This window comes from Deinococcus sp. HSC-46F16, from assembly GCF_024171495.1.
In the GTDB taxonomy this organism is placed as follows: Bacteria; Deinococcota; Deinococci; order Deinococcales; family Deinococcaceae; genus Deinococcus.
In genome coordinates this window covers 1-19,591 of the sequence record NZ_JALJZW010000002.1, presented here as the reverse complement: position 1 = coordinate 19,591, position 19,591 = coordinate 1, and the positions used below count along the sequence as shown (strand labels likewise).

18 protein-coding genes, 1 rRNA gene and 1 riboswitch are annotated in these 19,591 nt (G+C 70.1%); of the genes, 12 read left to right on the top strand and 7 right to left on the bottom strand.

All coding sequences use genetic code 11. From position 1 onward, the window contains the following. Positions 1–3 precede the first annotated feature (3 nt). Positions 4–726 (bottom strand): hypothetical protein, encoded by a 723-nt coding sequence (locus L1280_RS05395; RefSeq protein ID WP_253581100.1) that lies wholly within the window; start codon positions 724–726, stop codon positions 4–6. A gap of 157 nt (positions 727–883) precedes the next feature. Here L1280_RS05395 and L1280_RS05390 point away from each other — a divergent pair, with 157 nt between their 5' ends. The 3 genes from L1280_RS05390 to L1280_RS05380 all read left to right on the top strand — a co-directional run bounded on the left by L1280_RS05390 (position 884) and on the right by L1280_RS05380 (position 3,920). Next, positions 884–2,263 (top strand): alpha/beta hydrolase, encoded by a 1,380-nt coding sequence (locus tag L1280_RS05390; RefSeq protein ID WP_253581099.1) that lies wholly within the window; start codon positions 884–886, stop codon positions 2,261–2,263. A gap of 124 nt (positions 2,264–2,387) precedes the next feature. Beyond that, positions 2,388–3,158 carry a transporter substrate-binding domain-containing protein gene (locus L1280_RS05385; RefSeq protein WP_253581098.1) on the top strand — a complete coding sequence of 257 codons (771 nt, stop codon included), beginning with the start codon at positions 2,388–2,390 and terminating at the stop codon, positions 3,156–3,158. Positions 3,159–3,239: 81 nt separating this feature from the next. After that, entirely contained in the window at positions 3,240–3,920 is a 681-nt protein-coding gene (locus L1280_RS05380) for an amino acid ABC transporter permease (RefSeq protein ID WP_253581097.1), read from the top strand. On the opposite strand, the gene L1280_RS05375 is transcribed toward L1280_RS05380, so the two are convergent. The 4 genes from L1280_RS05375 to L1280_RS05360 form a co-directional block, all read right to left on the bottom strand. Then, positions 3,899–4,543: a thiamine diphosphokinase gene (locus L1280_RS05375; RefSeq protein WP_253581096.1), complete on the bottom strand. Its 645-nt coding sequence runs from the start codon at positions 4,541–4,543 to the stop codon at positions 3,899–3,901. The genes L1280_RS05380 and L1280_RS05375 overlap by 22 nt on opposite strands. Continuing rightward, positions 4,540–5,526, bottom strand: coding sequence for an ATP-binding cassette domain-containing protein (locus L1280_RS05370; protein ID WP_253581095.1), 987 nt, complete (start codon positions 5,524–5,526; stop codon positions 4,540–4,542). Before L1280_RS05370 ends, L1280_RS05375 begins: the two co-directional genes overlap by 4 nt. Beyond that, entirely contained in the window at positions 5,523–7,070 is a 1,548-nt protein-coding gene (locus L1280_RS05365) for an iron ABC transporter permease (protein WP_253581094.1), read from the bottom strand. The genes L1280_RS05370 and L1280_RS05365 overlap by 4 nt, the downstream gene beginning before the upstream one ends. Before the next feature lie 331 nt (positions 7,071–7,401). Then, positions 7,402–8,439 (bottom strand): thiamine ABC transporter substrate-binding protein, encoded by a 1,038-nt coding sequence (locus tag L1280_RS05360; protein WP_253581093.1) that lies wholly within the window; start codon positions 8,437–8,439, stop codon positions 7,402–7,404. Between the two features lie 52 nt (positions 8,440–8,491). Beyond that, positions 8,492–8,596, bottom strand: a riboswitch (TPP riboswitch). Between the two features lie 32 nt (positions 8,597–8,628). Between L1280_RS05360 and L1280_RS05355 the strand changes: the two genes are divergently transcribed. Further along, positions 8,629–9,090: an NUDIX domain-containing protein gene (locus L1280_RS05355; protein ID WP_253581092.1), complete on the top strand. Its 462-nt coding sequence runs from the start codon at positions 8,629–8,631 to the stop codon at positions 9,088–9,090. A gap of 28 nt (positions 9,091–9,118) precedes the next feature. On the opposite strand, the gene L1280_RS05350 is transcribed toward L1280_RS05355, so the two are convergent. Then, a complete protein-coding gene (locus L1280_RS05350; RefSeq protein ID WP_253581091.1) occupies positions 9,119–9,517 on the bottom strand; it encodes a 4'-phosphopantetheinyl transferase superfamily protein in 399 nt (132 codons plus the stop codon). A 42-nt stretch (positions 9,518–9,559) separates the two neighbouring features. On the opposite strand from L1280_RS05350, the gene L1280_RS05345 reads away from it, so the two are divergent. The 7 genes from L1280_RS05345 to L1280_RS05315 all read left to right on the top strand — a co-directional run bounded on the left by L1280_RS05345 (position 9,560) and on the right by L1280_RS05315 (position 18,098). Then, positions 9,560–10,267 (top strand): HepT-like ribonuclease domain-containing protein, encoded by a 708-nt coding sequence (locus tag L1280_RS05345; protein ID WP_253581090.1) that lies wholly within the window; start codon positions 9,560–9,562, stop codon positions 10,265–10,267. A 106-nt stretch (positions 10,268–10,373) separates the two neighbouring features. Then, positions 10,374–11,330, top strand: coding sequence for a 1,2-phenylacetyl-CoA epoxidase subunit PaaA (gene paaA / locus L1280_RS05340; protein WP_253581089.1), 957 nt, complete (start codon positions 10,374–10,376; stop codon positions 11,328–11,330). Beyond that, positions 11,330–11,908: a phenylacetic acid degradation protein gene (locus tag L1280_RS05335; RefSeq protein WP_253581088.1), complete on the top strand. Its 579-nt coding sequence runs from the start codon at positions 11,330–11,332 to the stop codon at positions 11,906–11,908. The genes paaA and L1280_RS05335 overlap by 1 nt, the downstream gene beginning before the upstream one ends. Next, positions 11,905–12,711 (top strand): 1,2-phenylacetyl-CoA epoxidase subunit PaaC, encoded by an 807-nt coding sequence (gene paaC, locus L1280_RS05330; RefSeq protein WP_253581087.1) that lies wholly within the window; start codon positions 11,905–11,907, stop codon positions 12,709–12,711. Before L1280_RS05335 ends, paaC begins: the two co-directional genes overlap by 4 nt. Positions 12,712–12,715: 4 nt before the next feature. Then, the gene (paaD, locus tag L1280_RS05325; protein WP_253581086.1) at positions 12,716–13,210 is read left to right on the top strand and encodes a 1,2-phenylacetyl-CoA epoxidase subunit PaaD; all 495 of its coding nucleotides are present in this window, start codon (positions 12,716–12,718) and stop codon (positions 13,208–13,210) included. A 90-nt stretch (positions 13,211–13,300) separates the two neighbouring features. Continuing rightward, entirely contained in the window at positions 13,301–15,391 is a 2,091-nt protein-coding gene (gene paaZ / locus L1280_RS05320) for a phenylacetic acid degradation bifunctional protein PaaZ (RefSeq protein WP_253581085.1), read from the top strand. Between the two features lie 166 nt (positions 15,392–15,557). After that, positions 15,558–18,098 (top strand): DUF937 domain-containing protein, encoded by a 2,541-nt coding sequence (locus tag L1280_RS05315; RefSeq protein WP_253581084.1) that lies wholly within the window; start codon positions 15,558–15,560, stop codon positions 18,096–18,098. Between the two features lie 48 nt (positions 18,099–18,146). On the opposite strand, the gene L1280_RS05310 is transcribed toward L1280_RS05315, so the two are convergent. Continuing rightward, positions 18,147–18,866: a phosphodiester glycosidase family protein gene (locus L1280_RS05310; protein WP_253581499.1), complete on the bottom strand. Its 720-nt coding sequence runs from the start codon at positions 18,864–18,866 to the stop codon at positions 18,147–18,149. Between the two features lie 295 nt (positions 18,867–19,161). Here L1280_RS05310 and L1280_RS05305 point away from each other — a divergent pair. Then, positions 19,162–19,591, top strand: a 23S ribosomal RNA gene (locus tag L1280_RS05305); the annotation flags it as partial.

Genomic DNA, 19,591 nt, shown 5'->3' with positions numbered 1-19,591 from the left:
GGTCTACAGCCCCAGCAACCCCAGCGCCGCTGTCTGCGTTAACTCCGCCCGGTAGGGGGCGACCAGGGCACGTTCTTCGGGCGTCGCCGCCCGCACGGTCGTCCCTAGGTCGGGCAGACGGCCCGAGCGCAGGGCCTCGGCGGCTTGGGCGAAGTCGATGTCGGGCACGCCGAGCGCCCGGTTCACCGCGCCGCGAATCTGGGCGTAGCGCTCGGGGCTGAGGCCCTCGCGGGTCAGGGCCTGCGCCTGGGCGGTGCGGGCTGCGCCGACGCTGCCGCTGACGCGCCCCAGCACCTGCGCCAGCGTCAGGATGTTGGGCGACTGGCCCTGCTGGATGTCGGTCCAGACCTGTTGAAGCTGCGCGAAGTTGTCTCCCAGCGCGGCCTGCACGTCTCGGCGCACGGCCAGGAAGCTCTCCACATCCGACCGGGTGAGGGGCGCTCCTGCTGGGGAAGCGGGCTGGCTCGCTTCCCCCTGCGGGGGCGTGGTCGCCGTGCTCCCGCCGTTCGGCCCCGGCAGGGTGGGCACGTCGATGCCCGTTCCGCCCGGGGAGGGGGGCGGCGTCTGCGGCTGGGTGGTGGCCGTCCCCGCCCCCTGCCACGATTCCAGAAAGGTCCGCGCAGGCTGAATCACCAGGAACCACGCGAGTGCTCCCAGCACGGCCAACACGAGCAGGCCGCCGCCCCCACACCCCAGGCAGCCACATCCGGGTCCACGTCTCGTCATAGCCCCCCATACGGGGCGGGCGGGTGGGGGGTTCCCGGCGCGTTGACAGGGGCCGCCCGGGTGCCCTTAACTGGGGGAGCTTCTGTTCACAATCCGCTTCGCCTCTCCCCGGGTCCCCGCGTGGTCGCCGGACGGCTTCCCCTTCTTCGGAGGTTCTATGACGCTCTTCCGTTCCCCCGTGCCCGTGTTCCTTGCCGCCAGCCTGCTGCTGGGCAGTTGCACCCAGGTGCGGCCCCCCGCCGAGGTGCCTGCCCAGGCGGGCCGCACCTTCAAGGCCGTCCCGCCCACCCTCGCCTCCGTGACGGGCGCCACCCTCTACCAGGGCACCTATGCGGGGCTGCGCGGCGACGCCGCCTACCAGATCGAGGTTCCGGCGAACTGGAACGGCACCCTGGTCATGTACGCGCACGGCTACGCGGGCACCGGGGAGAACCTGACCGTGGCCCCGCCCCCGATCCGCGCCGCCCTCCTCGCGCAGGGATACGCCTGGGCCGCGAGCAGCTACTCGGCCAACTACTACGACGTGCAGGCGGGGGTGGAGGACACCAACGCACTCGCGCTCGCCTTCGAGCGCCTGACCGGCAACAAGTACGCCAAGCCGAGCAAGTACCTGATCATGGGCGTCTCGATGGGCGGGCACATCACGGCCGCCGCCGTGGAAAAGGAGACGCTGGCGACGGCCAAAAACCGCGTCAACTACGCCGCCGCCCTCCCGCTGTGCGGGGTGATGGACGAGGCGTACCAGTTCGATTGGCTGGGCGACTACACCCTGGTTGCCGCCCAGCTCGCCGGGCTGGGGCCGCGCACCTTCCCCCAGAGCAACTACCAGGACCTGCTGCCCGCGATCAAACAGGCCCTTTTCACCGAGACCGAGGGGCCGACCTGGACCGAGAACGAGGCCCAGGGTGCCCGGTTGCGCGAGATCGCCCGCCGCCTGACCGGCGGGGACCGCCCCGTCTTCGAGCAGGGCTTCCGCCTCGCCGCCTACCAGAACGCGGTCTTCAGCACGGGTGGGTCCGACGGCACGATCAACGGCATCCTGACCCGCAACCTCTACGGCAACGAGGGCCGGGTCTACCGCTGGACGAGCGACGCCGCCCCCACCGCCGCCGAGAAGACTTTCAACGACGTGATTCTGCGCGTGAAGGCCGATCCCGCCGCGAACATCGCCCGGCCCGGCGGCCTGCGCTGGCTGCCCGCCGTGAACGGTCAGTTCAGCGTGCCCGTACTGACCCTGCACACGCTGGGCGACTTCTACGTGCCCTTCCGGCACCAGCAGCTCTACCGCCAGGCGGCGCAGGCCAGTGGCAACGGCGACCGCCTGGTGCAGCGGGCCATTCGCGCGGCGGGCCACTGCGAGTTCGATGGGGCGGAACTCGTCGAAGCCTTCAATGACCTCGTGGCCTGGGAGCGCACGGGCGTGAAGCCCGCCGGGGATGACGTGCTGACCGCTACCACCGTCGCCAGCCCCACCTACGGCTGCCGCTTTACCCGCAAGACCCGTGCGGGGGTAGAGGCGTGCCCGGCAACACCCTGATCCGCAAGGCCTGACCTGTAGCCTCTCGTACCAACTTAAGAAACCCTTCTCGGCAATCGGGGGGCAGACGGGGTAGCGTGGGACCCGTTTGCCCTCTTTCACGTTCCAGGGTCAGGAGAGTCCCATGTTGAAATCCCGTCTGCTGCTGCTGTCCACCCTCGCCCTCGCGGTCACCTCGGCCGCGCATGCCGAGCTCGCCGATGTCCGCAAGCGCGGCGAACTGCGCGTCGTGATGAGCGGTGAGTACCCGCCCTTCTCGCAGCCTGCCCCCGACGGCTCGCTGACCGGCTTCGATGCCGACGTGGCCCGCGAGATCGCCAAGCGCCTCGGCGTCCGCGCCCGGCTGATCAAAGCCGAGTTCCCCTCCATCATCGCGGGGTTGCAGGCCGGGCAGTTCGACATCGCCGTCGCCTCCCAGAGCAAGACCCCGGAGCGCGAGCGGGCGGTGGACTTCCTGAGCCGTCCCTACTACTACGACGGCCTGCAACTGGTGGTGCCCGCGAATTCATCGGCCCGCAGCCTCGCGGGGCTGAACGGCAAGCCCGTTGCGGTGGCCCAGGGCACCGTCTTCGAAAAGTTCCTGCGCGACCGCAAGTACACCAACGTCGTGACCTACAGCGGCGAGCAGGAGATCTTCCTGGCGCTGAACGCGGGCCGCGCCGCCGGGATGATCACCACCCGCACGGTGGGCAGCGTCGCCATCAAGAACGGGCAGAAGCTCAAGCTGGCCGGGCCGGTGCTGTTGCAGGACAACCCCTACATCACGCTGGGCAAGAACCAGCCGCAGCTCAAGGCCGCCGTGGAAAAGGCGCTGGCCGCCATGCGGGCCGACGGCACGATGAAGCGCCTGAGCCTCAAGTACCTCGGCTCCGACATCACGGTGCCCGCCAAGTAAAACCAGGCAGCCGGAAGTGGGCCGTGCGGATCAGCCGTGCGGCCCCTTCTTCTGGCCCCGCCGATATAGGAGGTTCTGCCCATGCTGTCCACCCTCTCCACCGTGTTCACCCCCGACGCGCTCGCGGCCCTGTGGCGCGGCGCCCAGCTCACGCTGTCCCTCACGGTCCTGGCGAGCATCTTCGGCCTGATCCTGGGTCTGATCGCCGGGCTGGGGCGGAGGTCGCGCCTGGCGCCCGTGCGGCTGCTGGCGGGGGCCTATATCGAGACCTTCCGCGGCACGCCGCTGCTGGTGCAGCTCTTTTTCCTTTTCTTCGCGCTGCCGCAGATCACGGGCGTCTCGCTGCCCGCCTTCAACACGGCGGTGCTGGGCCTGAGCCTCTTCGCCGGGGCCTACGCCGCCGAGATCATCCGGGGCAGCCTGAACGCCGTGGACCGGGGCCAGACCGAGGCGGCGCGGGCGCTGGGCCTGAAGCCCTGGGACATCCTGCGGCTGGTCTTGATTCCGCAGGCGGCCCGGACGGCCGTGCCCGCGCTGGGGAACCAGTTCATCGGCCTCCTCAAGGATTCCAGCCTCGCCAGCGTGATCACGGTGTCCGAACTGCTGCTGACCACCCGTGGGCTGGTGTCCATCACCTACCAGCCGGTGCCGCTGTACCTCGCCGTCGCGCTGATCTATTTCCTGCTGTCGAACGTGGCGGCGCGGCTGTTCGCCCTGCTGGAGCGCCGCCTGAACCGGCCCTACCGGGCAAGCGCGGTTTGACCTTCCCCTGAGTGCAGGACCGTGACCAACCCCATCCCGGCGGTGAGACTGGCCTGAACTTTGCCGCCCAGCGCCTCGTTGCTGACGGTCCAGCCGCTGCCCAGGGGCACGTCGGCCCCGGAGAGGGGCCAGCGCACCCCGGTCAGGGTCAGGCCACGAAGGTCACTCAGGGCGAGCACGCTCAGCGTGGCGCCGGAAGGAAGGTCGAGGCTCAGGACCTGACCCGGCAGCAGCGGATGCCCGCTCTCGTCGCCGCTGTGGAGGGTGACGCCGCATCCCTCCCGCACCAGCCGCACCGCTCCCAGGGCCAGCGCCGCCGCGTGGTCGAAGCGGCCCCCGAAGGCCCCCAGAAACACGAGTTGGGTGGCCCCCCGGTGCCGTGCCACCCGCACGGCGAGTTCGGCGTCCGTCTCGTCCTTGGCGGCGGGGTGAACCTCGCGCGGGGCATCCAGTTCCAGGCCCCCGGACGAGTCGAAGTCGCCCACCCACACGTCAAGAGGCACTGCCAGCACCGCCGCGTGCCGTGCTCCACCGTCGGCTGCCACCACGAGGTCAGGGTGGGGGAGGGCAGCCAGGGCAGGCGTGGGGACCAGCCGCCCTCCAACCAGAATCCAGGCGGTCACAGGCCCTCCCGGTCATCCGGCAGGGTCAGGACACGCTCCTCGTCCACGTTCAGCCTGAGGCGCCCTTCTTCGATGTCCGCTGCCTCCCGGGGACTGAGGTGCAGGGTGAGGGGGCCGAGGGGGTGCGCGACCGTCACCTCGGCCCCGGTGTCGGTGGGCTGGTGCGCGGTGACGGGGAAGGGGTCGCCCTCGCCCAGCCGCACCGCCTCCTCCGGGATCAGCCGCGCCACACCGCCCGGAGCGGCCAGCACATTCGCGTGCCCCAGGAAGGCCGCCACCCACGCGGTCGCGGGCCGGGCGAAGACCTGCTGTGCCCCCCCCACCTGCACCAACCGTCCAGCCCGCATGACGGCGACCCGGGCGGCCAGCGCCAACGCCTCCCGCTGGTCGTGGGTGACGAGCAGAACGCCCGCGCCGACCTGGCCGAACAGCGCCCGCAGGTCGGCGCGCAGCCGCGCCCGGAGTTGCTCGTCCAGATTGCTCAGTGGCTCGTCGAGAAGCAGCAGGGGAGCCCCGGTCGCCACCGCACGGGCCAGGGCCACCCGCTGCGCCTGCCCACCGGAAAGCTGCGCGGGCTTGCGCTCCGCCAAGGTGTCCAGGCCTACGAGCGCCAGGGCGTCCCGCGCCCGCCTCTCGGCCTCCGCCCGCCGCGCTCCCCGCATCCGGGGACCGTAGGCGACGTTGCCCAGCACGGTCAGGTGCGGAAAGAGGGCGTAGTCCTGAAAGACCAGCCCGACGTGCCGCGCCTCCGGGAGCAGGGCCGTCACGTCCCGCCCACCGATCTCCACCCGGCCCATATCGGGACGTTCCAGCCCCGCCACGCAGCGCAGCACCGTGCTCTTGCCGCAGCCACTCGGCCCCAGCAAGGCAACCGTTTCACCTGCGCCGACGGTCAGAGAGACTTCCCCGGCGGCCAGGGTGGGGCCATAGCGTTTGGAGAGATTGTGGAGGGAGAGGGCGGGCACGGCCGCATTCTGGCTCACGTCACCTCCCCCTCCCCGCCGTCCAGCAAGGTGAAGGCCCCGGCTGCGAGGAGCAGCAGCACCGTCGCCAGCGCACAGGCTTCGCCCAGATTGCGCTCGCCGGGGCGGCCCAGCCGGTCATACAGCCCCACGCTGAGGGTCGCCCACTCGGGCCGGGTCAGCACCAGCGTCGCTCCGAACTCGCCCAGTACGGTCGCCAGCGCCAGCGCCGCACCGCCCCGCAGGGCTGGAAGCGTGAGTGGCAGCGTGACTGTGCGGTGCGCCCCGAGGGGCCGAGCACCCAGGGTGCGGGCCGCCTCCGTCAACCGGGGCGGGAGTGCCCGCAGCGCCGGAAGCAGGCTGCGCGTCACCAGCGGAAAGCCCAGCAGCGTATAGGCCGCGATCAGGAGGGGCAGGGTGGCCGACAGCGCCGGGTACGCCAGCAGGTAGCCCACTGCCAGGCTCACGGGCGACACCATCAGCGGCAGCAGCGAGAGCAGGTCGAGGAGGCGGGACCGTGCCCGCCAGGCCCCCAGCGCGTGCAATCCGCCCAGCAGCACGGCCCCCGCCAGCCCGAACAGTCCGAAACGCAGCGTGTTGCCCACCAGCAGCGGCGTCTCCGGGTCCGCCAGGATGCCCTGCCAGTAGGCCAGCGTCGGCCCGGCTGACCCCAGCAGCCCCCGCGCCACGACGGCGAGCAGTGGCCCGAAGCAGAGCAGGACCACCAACGTCACGAGGCTCCACAGGCCCACCGCCGCCGCACCCCGCGCCGGGGGCAGGCCGCTCGCGGGCACGCCCGTCCCGCCGCGCAGCAGGGTCACATACGCCCACGTCGCCCCCAGCGTCAGCGCGAGTTGCCCGGCGATCAGGGCACTCGCCTCTGACAGCCGGAACTGGTAGGCCGTCAGCGTATAGATTTCCACCTCCAGCGTGGCGTACCGCTCGCCCCCCAGCGCCAGCGGCAGCCCGAAGCTCAGTGCCGAATACAGAAAGACCAGAATCACTCCGGCCAGCAACCCCGGCAGCGCGAGTGGCAGCGCGACCGTCAGCGCCGCCCGCCCGCCCGACGCCCCCAGCGTCCGCGCCGCGCCGATCAGTCCCGGCGACACCCGCGAGAAGCCCGCATAGGCCAGCCGGACCATCACCGGCAGGTTGAAGAAGAGGTTGCCCAGGATCAGCAGCGCGGGCGTCTCCTCCAGGTCGAGGCTCAGCGGGCGGCTGATCCACCCCTGCGGTCCCAGCAGCGCCGAGAGGCCCAGCACGGCCACCAGCGTCGGCGTCACGAAGGGCAGGAGGAGGAGACGCAGCAGCAGGGCCTTGCCGGGGACCGCGTGGCGCGAGAGCAGATAGGCGAGGGGAGCCCCTATCAGCAGGGCGAGCAGGGCGGACGCGCCTGCCTGGGTCAGCGTCCAGGTCAGGCGGCCCAGGAAGTAGGGGTCTTGCCAGATGGCGAGGTTGACGCCACCTTCGGCCAGAGTGCGGGCGAGGGGGAGGGCAAGGAAGAGGGTCAGGAAAAGAAGGGGGGGGAGGGCGAGGAGCCAGCCGGTGCGGGGGGAAGGGGTCATGGGAGGGGCAGGACGTCTTGATTCGTCTTCGCCCCCACTCCCCAGCCCCCTACCCCCAGAGGGGGCAGGGGGAGCGGCGCTGCGCTGGGCAGGGCCTTCGTCCGGTGCATCGGTGTTCGTGTTCCTCGGCGCGGAATGTTTGATCTTGGTGCGTGCTGCGGGCGGCCACCGTCTCGCTGCGCGAGCCGACGTGGTGAAGGCGGTGCGAGGGTCAGCCGCGCGGGCTGATCGGCCGTCCGCTGTAGGCGGGTTGGGGAGGCTAAAGCTTGAGCGTTGTTGCTCCCTCTCCCCTCGTGGGAGAGGGCTGGGGTGAGGGGGCGCGTGAGCAGCGTCAGCTTCCCCACCGCGCCCGCAGCACCTGCGTCACCCACGCGTCCACCAGCCGCTGCGGATTGGCCGTCACGCTGGCCTTCACGGGCTTGGTCTCCGGCTTCTCGGCAAAGCGGAAGACGGGGTCCAGTTTGGTGCCACTCACGGCCGGGTAGATCCACATGCGGGTGGGGATATCGGCCTGCACGCCGCCCGAGAGCATGAAATCCACGAATTTGCGGGCCAGCGCGGGCTGCTTGCTCCCCTTCAGGACGCCCACGCCCTCCAGTTGCAGGAACGTGCTGCCCGGCAGGAAGAGGTTGGCGGTGGGGGCCTGGGCGGGCGGCTTTTTGGGGTCGTAGCCGTCGGCGTAATAGACCTCGGCGGCGGGGCTGCTCGCGTAGCTCAGAACGATGGGGTATTTACCGCCGTTCTTGCTGAAGTCCTTGTTGTAGGCGTCCGACCAGCCGCGCACGACCTTCATCCCATTTGCGCGGGCTTCCCGCCACCACGCCCACGCGCCCGCCTCGCCGTAGTGGTTCACGGTGGCGAGCAGGAAGGCGAGGCCGGGGCTGCTCGTCGCGGGCGAGGGCACCACCGTCAGCCGGGCATACTGGGGCTTTTTCAGGTCGTCCAGGCTGCGGGGTAGGGGCAGGCCCGTTTTCGCCCACGCCGCCCGGTCGTAGTTCAGCGCCACCAGCCCGTAATCCACCGTGTTCAGCAGCCCTGCCTCGTCCAGACGGTAGGCGGCGGGCACCTTCGCCAGCGCGGGGGAACGGTAGGCCTCCAGAATCCCGGCGGCCCTCGCGCGGGGCAGCATGGCGTTGTCCAGGCCGTACACCACGTCGGCAATCGGGGCGCGGCGGGTCAGGATCAGGCGGTTCAGGAGTTCGCCCGCGTCCCCGCCCCGCACGAAGCGCACGCGGACCTTGTTGGTCTTCTCGAACTCGGCCACCAGCTTCTTGTCCACGTCGAAGGAGTCGTGCGTGATGACCGTCAGGGTGGTCTGGGCGTGGGCGGTGCCCGCGAGCAGCAGGCCGAGCAGCAGGGTCTTGCGCATAAAAAATCCCCCTCGCGTCACGAGGGGAAGCAGAGGAACCGTGCCCCGTGTAGGGCCAGCTCCGTCACGCTCCCTCCGCCGGAATGACCCGGTTCAGGTTCCTGGGGTGTGATCTCAGCCCGTGCCGATTGCAGCAGGGGCACCCCCGGTGACGCGGAGGCAGCATAGCGCACCGGCTAGAGTGGCGCGGTGTTGACTCTCGTGGTGTGGCTGGTCGTGCGGGACGCCTCGGGCCGGGTGCTGCTGGGGCGGCGGTCGGGGACGACCTTTGCGGATGGCCTGTGGAACCTGCCCGGCGGCGGGGTCGAACCCGGCGAGGGCCTGCTGGACGCCGTGACCCGCGAGGCCCGTGAGGAGGTCGGCTTGCGGCTCGACCCGGCCGCGCTGCGCTCGCTGGGCGTGTCCCGCTACGACATCGTGGGTCTGGGTGGCCCGGTCGCGGGGGTGGATTTCCTCTTTCTGGCTGACGCGTGGGAGGGCGATCCGCTCCCCCTTGACAAGACCTCCGAGGTGGGCTGGTTCGCGCCGAACGCTCTGCCGCCAGATTGTCTGCCCTGGCTGCCCGATGTCCTGCGGGCGCATCTCTTGGACGGCGTGCGCCTCAGCGAGCAACTCACCGGGGTGGAGGGGGTGCGGGGGTGGGTAGGCTGAGCCGTGCCCCATAGAACGGCGGCGAACGCTACCCCCTTCCGGCTGTCCGCTCCTCCAGCACTACCACCGCGCTCGCATGTTCCTTCGTGTGCGTCAGCGTCAGGTGCGCGACCCAGCCCCGCGCCTCCAGCTCCGCCGCGATCTCCGGCGCGAAGCCCAGCACCGGCCGCGCGAAGGGAAAAGGACCCTCTGGCGTGGGCTCGCGCTCGACCCACACGTCGCGCCAGCCGTGCGGGCGCGGCCAGACCTTCTGGAAAGCCTCTTTGGCCGCGAACCGGGCCGCGAGGCTGGGGGCGGGGTCCGCGTGCCCGGCGCAGTAGGCCAGTTCGCACGGGGCGAACAGCTTCTCGGCCCGCCGCCCCTCCCGCGCGAGCAGGCCCCGGATGCGCTCGATCTCGATGAGGTCATGGCCGATGGCGACAATCATTCCGCAGGCATCCTGACACGGCCCCGCCCTATCCTGCCGGGCATGGCCGCGCCGCCCCCCAGCCTCTTCCCCGACCTGCGCCTCCCCACCATCGCCGCCGTCCTGCGCGCCGGCGAGGCGGCGTGGCGGGCGGTGGGTGTGTCGCGTGTGCGCGTCTTCGGTTCGGTCGCGCGGGGCGAGGCGGACTCGTCGGCCGATATCGACCTGCTGCTGGACTTCGGGGAGGAGGTGGGCCTGCTCGACCTGATGCGGGCCAAGGCCGTGTTCGAGGACCTGCTGGGCCGCCGGGTGGATGTATTGACCGAAGGCGGCCTGCACCCTGCCCTGCGCGGCGAGATTCTGGCCGACGCGGTGGACGTGCTGGCCGTGCCCGACCCGCCGCCCCACTCGCATCGGGGCAAACGCTGGCGCTGGCGGGTCCACGATCTGCTACGGGCGCTGGACCGGGTGACCGCCTACACCGACGGCCATACCCTGACCACCTTCCTCGCCGACGAACGCACCCAGGACGCCGTTCTCTCCAACCTGCTGCGGCTGGGCGAGGGCACCAAGTACATCCCCCAGAGCGTGCAGGACCGCACCCCCGGCGTACCCTGGCCCCGGCTGCGCGATATCCGCAACCTGCTCGCGCATGACTATTTCGGGGTGGACCCCCGGCTGGTGTGGCACACCGCACGGGTGGAGTTGCCTGCTCTGCGCCCGGCCCTGCAAGCCCTCGCGGACGCGCCCGAGGGTGACCTCCAGCCCTGATCTCTGCCCCGCACTTTGTAAGCCAGGGAAGGTGGTGGAGGCTGCTCTCCTGTATCATCTAACAAACGCTCGTTAGGCACGTTGTCCCGACCCAGGAGGAGCCCGCATGACCCAGACCCTGACGCCCGCCGAGACCGCCGAGCAGCACGCCGCTTTCAACGCCCGGATTGCCCGTGGCGAGAAGATCGAGCCCGGCGACTGGATGCCCGCCGAGTACCGCCGCCAGCTCATCCGCATGATCAGCCAGCACGCGCATTCCGAGGTGGTCGGGATGCTGCCCGAGGGTGAATGGATCACGCGGGCGCCGTCCCTCAAGCGCAAGACCATCCTGATCGCCAAGGTGCAGGACGAGGCGGGGCACGGGCAGTACCTCTATCACGCCGCCGAGACGCTGGGCATCAGCCGCGAGGAGATGCTCGACGCGCTGCTGTCGGGCCGGGCCAAGTACTCCTCGATCTTCAACTATCCCACCCGGAACTGGGCCGACGTGGGCATGATCGGCTGGCTGGTGGACGGCGCGGCGATCAAGAACCAGACCATGCTGGCGGGCTGCTCCTACGGCCCCTACAGCCGGGCGATGGTCCGCATCTGCTCGGAGGAGACCTTCCACCACAAGCAGGGCAAGGAGATGATCGTCGCCTACGCGCAGGGCACGCCCGAGCAGCGCCAGATGGCGCAGGACGCCCTGAACCGCTGGTGGTGGCCTGCCCTGATGATGCTGGGGCCGCACGACGCCGACAGCCCCAACACCGGGGCGCTGGCGGGGTGGGGCATCAAGCTCAAGACGAACGACGAGGTCCGCCAGGAGTTCATCAACGAGCATGCGCCGGAGCTGCTGGAAGCCGGGCTGACCATCCCCGACCCCGACCTGCACCAGGACGCGGACGGCAACTGGCGGCACGGCCCGATCAACTGGGACGAGTTCTGGGCGGTCGTGAGGGGCCAGCAGGGGCTGAACAGGGAGCGTCTCGGTGCTCGCCGCGAGGCCCACGAGGACGGTGCCTGGGTGCGCGAGGCGCTGGAAGCGTACGCGGCGCGGCAGATGGAACAGGCGGCGGACTGATGACCGCGTCCGCCGACACCCAGTGGCCCCGCTGGGAAGTGTTCAAGCAGGACGCGCCGGGCCGCCCCCATCAGGCGGTGGGCAGCGTCCACGCCGGGGACCCGCAGCATGCGCTGGTCACCGCCCGCAACGTTTTCGTGCGCCGCCCCGCCGCCGTGAGCCTGTGGACCGTGCGCGAGGCCGACATCCTGACCGCCACCCCGGAGAAAGTTGCCGCCCGTCCCGAGGTGCTGGACACCCCCGGCGAGGCGGGCACCTACCACGTGGGCCTCAAGCGCACGCACAAGCGCTCCATGACCTTCGTGGACCTGGTGGGCACCCTGGAGGCGAGTGGTCCCGGTGACGCGCTGCGGCAGGCGCGGGAGGGGTACCCCGACGCGCTGACGTGGCTGGTCTTCCCCGAGAGCGCGGTGGTCCGCACCGATGAGGACCCCGGCACGGTGGAGAGCTGGTTTGCCCCGGCGAAGGACAAGACCTACAAGCAGCAGCAGTTTTACGGGGTCATCGGCCGCCACATCGGAGAACTCAAGCGTGAGGGCCTGATTCCCGGCCGCGCGAAGGAAGGGGTGCAGGAATGACGGGGAGCGTTCAGCCGTCAGCTGTCAGCGATCAGCACGACCTCGCCCCGGAGCTTCGGGCTGCGCTGATCGAGAAGCTCACCGCCCTCGCCGACGACGAGATTGTCCTCGCGCACCGGGACGGCGAGTGGACCGGGCACGCGCCCATCCTCGAAGAGGACATTGCGCTGGCGAACATCGCGCAGGATGAGCTGGGGCACGCCGGGCTGTATCTGGAGCTGCGGCGGGCGCTGGACGGCTCGGACGCCGATCATCTCGCCTTCTTCCGGGACGCCGCCGAGTACCGCTGCACCCGTTTTGTCGAGCTGCCGAAGGGCGACTGGGGCTTCACCATGCTGCGCCAGTTCCTCTTCGACACCTACGAGGCGCTGTGGCTGGAAGCGGCCCGCGCGAGCAGCTACGCGCCGCTGGCCGCGGTCGCGGCCAAGGCGCTACGCGAGGAGAAGTTTCACCTCCAGCACACGGCCCTATGGGTCGAGCGGCTGGCGCTGGGCACCGAGGAAAGCCGCCGCCGCACCCAGGCCGCGCTGGACGAGCTGTGGCCTTACGCGGCGCAACTGTTCCAGCCTGTGCCCGGCGAGGCCGAGCTGGTGACGGCCCGGATCGTCCCCGACTTGAACAAGCTGCGCGGCAGTTGGGAAAGCTTCGTGCTGCCCCACCTGATCGGGAAGTGCGGCCTGACCCTGCCGGACGCGCCCGCCGACGCTGGGGCCGGACGCGACACGCACACCGAGCACCTCCCCCCGCTCCTCGCTGAGATGCAGAGCGTGGCCCGCGCGGTGCCGAACGCCGAGGTGTGGTGAAGTTATGACAACCCTCCCCGTCACCCCCGAACAGGTCTGGACCGCGCTCGCCGCTGTGCCTGACCCCGAGATTCCCGTCGTCTCCGTGACCGACATGGGCATGGTCCGGGACGTGACGGTGGACGGAGGGCGGGTCAGCGTGACCTTCACGCCCACCTTCTCTGGCTGCCCGGCCCTACACGTCATCCGCGATTCCATCGGGGAGGCGGTGCGGGCTTTGGGCGTGCAGGACGTGGAGGTCCGGAGCACCCTCACACCCCCCTGGACGACCGACTGGATTCAGCCGGACGCCCGCGAACGCCTGCGCCAGTATGGGATCGCACCCCCGGCCCCGGCGGGCGACTTGCCCCTGATCACCCTCGACATTGAACCGACCCGTTGCCCACGGTGCAGCAGCTTCAACGTGAGAATGACCGGCAGCTTCGGTCCGACGCTGTGCAAGCGGCTGTACGTGTGCGATAGCTGCAAGGAGCCATTTGAGGGCTTCAAGAGTGTCTGACCGCGCCACAGACGCACCGCAGATGGCAGAAGGCTCCAGGCTTTTTGCCATCTGCCTTTGCTTTCTATCCCCACTCTGTAAGGAGTCCCCATGACCACCCTTCCCACCCCTGACCTCCTCCGCCCCGCCTCCTACGTCTACGGCACCTGGCACGCCAACCCCGACGGCGAAACCCTGGTGGACGCCATCTACGGCCGTCCCGTCGCCGTCATCTCCTCGGAGGGGGTGGATTTCGCGCAGGCGCTCGCCTACGGGCGCGACGTGGGTGGCCCGGCCATTCGCAAACTGACCTTCCACGCGCGGGCGCGGGCGCTGCGGGCGCTGGCGACGTACCTGATGGAGCGCAAAGAGGACTATTACACCCTCAACCTGCTGACCGGCGCGACCCGCCGCGACGGGTGGGTGGATATCGAGGGCGGCATCGGCACCCTGTTCTCCTACGCCAGCCTCGCCCGCCGCGAGCTGCCCGACGAGCGCTTCCTGCCCGACGGCAAGGTGGAGCAACTGGGCAAGGGGGGCACCTTCGTGGGCCGCCACATCCTCGTGCCGCGCGACGGGGTGGCGGTGCAGATCAACGCCTACAACTTCCCGGTCTGGGGAATGCTGGAAAAGCTCGCGCCCGCCTTTATCGCGGGGATGCCCAGCCTCGTCAAGCCCGCCCCGCAGACGGCCTACCTCACCGAACGGGTGGTGCGCGACATCGTGGCGTCGGGCCTGCTGCCTGAAGGGGCGCTGCAACTCGTGACCGGAGACCCCGGCGACCTGCTGGACCACCTCGAGGAACAGGACATGGTGGCCTTCACGGGGTCGGCGGCGACGGCGGCCAAGCTCAAGGTGCACCCCAATATCGTCACCCGCAACGTGCCCTTCGTGACCGAGGCCGACAGCCTGAACGCCTCGGTGCTGGGTCTGACCGTGCGCCCGGAGGACCCCGAGTTCGCCCTCTACATCAAGGAAGTTGCCCGCGAGATCACCGGGAAGGCCGGGCAGAAATGCACGGCCATCCGCCGCGCCCTAGTGCCCCGCGACCGGGTGGAGGCGGTGGTGGAGGCGCTCCGTAAGGAACTGGGCAAGGTGACCCTGGGCGACCCCGCCCGCGACGACGTCCGGATGGGCGCCCTCGTGAGCACCGCTCAGCGTGAGCGGGTGCAGGCCACCCTGGAGGCGCTGCGCGAGGAGGCCCGCGTGGTCATCGGCGGCGAGGAACGCGACCTGCTGGGCGGTGATCGCGAGAAGGGGGCCTTCCTCGACCCCACCGTGCTGCTGTGCGACTCGCCCCTGACCGCACGCGGCCCGCACGAGCTGGAGGCGTTCGGCCCGGTGGCGACCCTGCTGCCCTACGACACACTGGACGACGCCGTGCGCCTCGCCCGGATGGGCCGGGGCAGCCTCGCGGGGAGCATCCTGACGCATGACCGCACTGAGGCCACCGACCTCGTGATGGGCATGGCGAGCACGCACGGCCGCCTGCTGGTCCTCAACCGCGACAACGCCAAGGAGAACACCGGGCACGGCAGCCCACTGCCCCAGCTCAAGCACGGCGGCCCCGGTCGCGCGGGCGGTGGCGAGGAACTCGCGGGCGTGGCGGGCATCAAGCACCACATGAACAAGGTCGCGGTGCAGGCCGACCCCACCACGCTGGCGGCCGTGACCCGCGAGTACGTGCCCGGCGCCCAGGTGCGCGAGGACGTGGTTCACCCCTTCCGCAAGTCCTTCGACGAGATTCAGGTCGGGGACAGCCTGCTGACCCACCGCCGCACCGTCACCGAGGCCGACATCGTGAACTTCGCGGGCCTGACCGGGGACCACTTCTACGCCCATGTGGACGAGATCGGCGCGAAGGAGGGCATCTTCGGGAAGCGGGTGGCGCACGGCTACTTCCTGATTTCGGCCGCCGCTGGGCAGTTCGTCTCCGCCGCGCCGGGGCCGGTGCTGGCGAACTACGGCCTGGAAAACCTACGCTTCATCACGCCGGTCGGCATCGGGGACACCATCCGCACCCGCCTGACCTGCAAGCGCAAGATTCGCAAGGACCTGCGCCCCGGCGAAACCCGTCCGACCGGCGTGGTCGAGTGGCGGGCCGAGATCACCAACCAGAACGAGGAACTCGTCGCCACCTACGACATCCTGACCCTGGTAGAGCGGGCACGCGACGAGATGGACCCGGCATTGGAAGCGTAGAAGTGTGGGCAGGGGAGAGGGGGAGGGCCACCTGGCCCTCCCTCTTTTTCTTAGGAAAAGGTCATGGTGACGGTCAGGGCGCGGCTGCGGCGCTGAGGTACGGTGAGCCGGGCCGCCCCAGTGGGCGGCAGTTTCCCACGCCTTTCCCGTCTGCCCAGGAGCCTGCATGACCGTGAATGATCCGCTCGTTTCCTTTTTTGGCCCCGCGACGCCCGCTCTGGGCGAGATCGCCGGGCTGTCCCCCGCCGACTCCGGCCGCGTGCTGGAAGGCGGCCTCCCCCTGCTCGTGCAGGCGCTGGCCGATACCGACCGCACGCCGGAGGGCCGGGCCGCCATCGACCAGGCCTACGCGGCCATCCCTAACTTTCCCAGCGTGGACGCGGCCCTGTCGGCCCTCGGCGGCGCCTCCGAGCTGATGCAGGCGGGCGAGGTGCTTTCCGCGAACGTGCTGCGCGAGCCGCTGCCGTCTATTGCGGCCCGGCTCGGCTCGGCGGATTCGGCGGGAGCCACCCGCCTGCTCCAGCTTGCCCTGCCTCTCCTGCTGAGCCTGCTCGCGGGGCGGGGCCTGCGGCCCGGCGATCTGGTGGCAACGGCCACGGTGGGAAGCACAGGAACGGCCCCCGTCGCCGCCGGGCTGACCGCTGCCGGGCTGCTCGAAACCCTGCGCGGTCACCTGGGCGGGTCGTCGGGCGAGGCACTAGGCCGCGCCGCCGGATTCACCTCCAGCACGGCGGGTCGTGCGGCGGCTGCCTCCCTCCCTGTCCTGCTCGCCGCCATCGCCCGCAAGGGACAGGACGAGGCTGGAGCCGCCGACCTCCTCAGCCGCAGCCGCGACCTGGAGGGTCTGGCCGCTGGTCCCCTCCCCACCGATTCTGCCGAGGTCACCCGGCTGGAGGGGCAGGGCCGTCCGCTCGTCACGCACCTGTTCGGCTCTGCCGACGCCGTGACGGGGCGCCTCGGCTCGGCGGTGGGGGGCTCGGGCACAAGTGCGGGCAAGCTGCTGGCGCTCCTCGCCCCCGTGGTGCTGGGGCTGCTGGGCCGCGAGGCTCGGGCCAGCGGCACCAACGCGGCGGGCCTCAGCCGGGTGTTGGGCGACCTGCCGGGCCTGCTGCCGGGGCTGATTCCGGCGGGAATGTCTGGCCTTTCCGCCCTGCTGAATCCGCCCACCGTCGCGTCGGCGACCCCGCAGGTGCGGGCTGCTCCTGCGCCCCAGCCTGCACCCGCCCCCTCCACCAGCACGACGACCAGCACCACCACCGTCACCCAGACCCGGCGGCGCGGCGGCTTCCCCTGGTGGTTAATTCCCCTCCTGTTGCTGCTCGGCCTGGGCGGCTGTTGGCTGACCCAGCAGAATGGCCGCGAGCCGACGACCGCCAGCGCCCCCGCCGCGACCCAGGGTGACGGCGAGAGCATCCTGGTCACCAACCCGACCTCGGACGCCGACCTTCCCGCCGAGCCCTTTGTTATGAGCGGGACGGCGGCTCCTGGCGTGACCCTCACCATTTCCGACGAAGGGGACGAGGTCGCCACTGCCACCGTGGACGACGCAGGCAACTGGGAAGCGCAGATCCCGGCGCCCACTCCCGGCGAACACACCTACACGGTGGAAGGTTCGGACGGCACCCAGAGCCAGTTCAAGGTCAACATCGTGGACGACGCGGCCGCGGCGCCCGGTGACGGCGAGAGCATCCTCGTGACCAACCCCACCGCTGGGGCCAATCTCCCCGCCGAGCCCTTCGAGATGAGCGGCACTGCCACACCCGGCATCTCCCTCACCGTCTCTGACCAGGGTCAGGAGGTCGCCACCGCGACGGTGGACGATGCGGGCAACTGGCAGGCCCAACTCCCCGCCCCTACCCTCGGTGAACACGTCTACACCGTGGAAGGCTCCGATGGCACCCAGAGCCAGTTCCGGGTCAATGTCGTGGAGGATGCCGACGCCGCGGCGGACGCGGGTACGGCCGCTGCCTCCGACGATAGCGCCGCGACGGAGAGCCCGGCGCAGGAGGCCAACGGCACCACCCCGGCCACTCCGCCGAGCGAGCCTGCCTCGCCGGGCACCGGAACTGCGGCGTCGGGCGCGACGACTGCGCCTCCCGCGAGTACGAGCACAGATGAGACTACTGAGACCACGGCGACGGAGTCTGCCGAACCCGCAGCGGCCTTCGCCATTGCCGAGCCTGCAGCTGACGCCGAACTCCCGGCTGGGGGCTTCACGCTGAGCGGCACGGGTGAGCCCGGCCAGAGCGTGCAGATTCTGGAAGACGGCACCAGCCTGGGGTCCGTCACGGTCGCGGACGACGGCACCTGGAACCTCGACGTGCCCAGCCCCGCCGAGGGTGCCCACACCTACGCCGCGCAGGACGAGGCGGGCACCGAACTCGCCAGCGTGGCGGTGACTGTAGCTGCCGCCGATCCCAACGCCAGCGCCGCCACCTGCGACGAGCCCTACAGCCTCAGCATCTCCGACGGCCAGACGGTGAGCGAGCCCTTCCGCTTCGGTGGGGTGGGTGCGGGCGAGGGTTACCTCGTGACAGTGCGCCGGGGCGAGCGGGTCGTGGGCACCAAGCGGGTTCTGCTCGACAGCACCTGCGGCTGGAGCTACCAGAGCCGCCCCGGTCCCGGCGAGGTGACCTATGACGTGCGCCCCCTGGAAGACCCCAATGCCGAGCCCCTCAGCACCGTCGATCTGACCGTCGCCAACTGACCTCCCCCACCTTCACAGGCCGCCTCCTCGGGGGCGGCTTTCGGCTGCCTAACGGCTGACCGTCCAGATTCCGGCGAACTCTGCGAACTGCGTGTCGGTCTGTGGCGTTGCGTAGGCGCTGATGCTGCCGTCCAGATAGAGGGCGTCCGGACATCCCAGCGTGTCCCGGAAGAACACCGCAAAACTGTAGAAGTTGACGGGCGCACCGCTCACCACGAAGCGCACCCTCCCGTCCGAGCACACGCCCACGCCACTGCGAACCTTGAAGCTGGTGCCGCTCTTGTTGAAGGCCGGATGCAGCCGCCCCTTTTCGACCAGCAGTGGCCCGGACTGGCTGGCAAAGGTGGGCCGCAGGTCCGCACGGCGATACGCCCGGGTTTCCGTGACGCCCGCCTGCTTGCCCCTGACCCAGAACACCCCGTTCGGCAGCAGGGCGAAGTTGCCGCCTGAGCGGGCATTGTTGAGAGGCACCAACGTCCGGCCTCCTTCCACATGCAGGCCCAACGGCTTCAGTCCAGGCGCGTAGATGCCACTGTTGGTGGCGAACAGCACGCGCCGCCCGCTCTTGCCGAGCCGAGCCGTGACCTGCCGAAACGTTCCGTAAGGCTGCCCCGTGGTGGGATTGACCCAGTGCAGCTCCAGGCGGTCCCGCGTCAGGTCCACCGTCGCCACGGTGTAGAGGGTGCCGCCTGTAGTGACCTGCCGAACTTGCGCGGCCTCCCCTTGACCACATCCGACCAGACTGGAGGGCAGGAGGGCGGGCAGCATGAGTCGGAAGAGGGAAAGGAAGCGCGAGGTCACGCCCCCATGATGCACTCGGGTCGAGGCGGCAGTGCTTTCCCCGACTGGGTGCGGCTTTTCCCGCATGTCGAGCGAGGTTCAGAAACAACCAGGCGGGGGGAGTTGACAGGTCGTGTCTTCCCCTGTATCTTTTCCGAGCCTCAAGCGAGGCGCGGAGCATGACAAGCGAAGAGGTGTGCGAGAGAACAAGCACATAGAACGCCACCACGGCGCCCGCTGGACTTGTCCGGTGGTCGGCTGAGTGGTGTGAAATGAATGGACAGGTCAAGATACTAAGGGTCCACGGTGGATGCCCTGGCACTGGAGCCGATGAAGGACGCGATTACCTGCGAAAAGCCCCGACGAGCTGGAGATACGCGTTGACTCGGGGATGTCCGAATGGGGAAACCCCCCTCGCAAGAGGGACTCCGCAAGGAGAGGGAACCCAGGGAACTGAAACATCTCAGTACCTGGAGGAAGAGAAAGAGACATCGAGTCCCCCAGTAGCGGCGAGCGAACAGGGATCAGCCCAAACCGAGACGCTTGCGTCTCGGGGTTGTAGGACCAGTCATCACAGATCCATTCCCCCAAACCGAACACGTTGGAAAGCGTGACCACAGCGGGTGACAGTCCCGTAGGTGAATGGGCAAATGGCTGGACTGGCACCTGAGTAGGTCGTTGTTCGTGAAACGATGACTGAATCCGCGCGGACC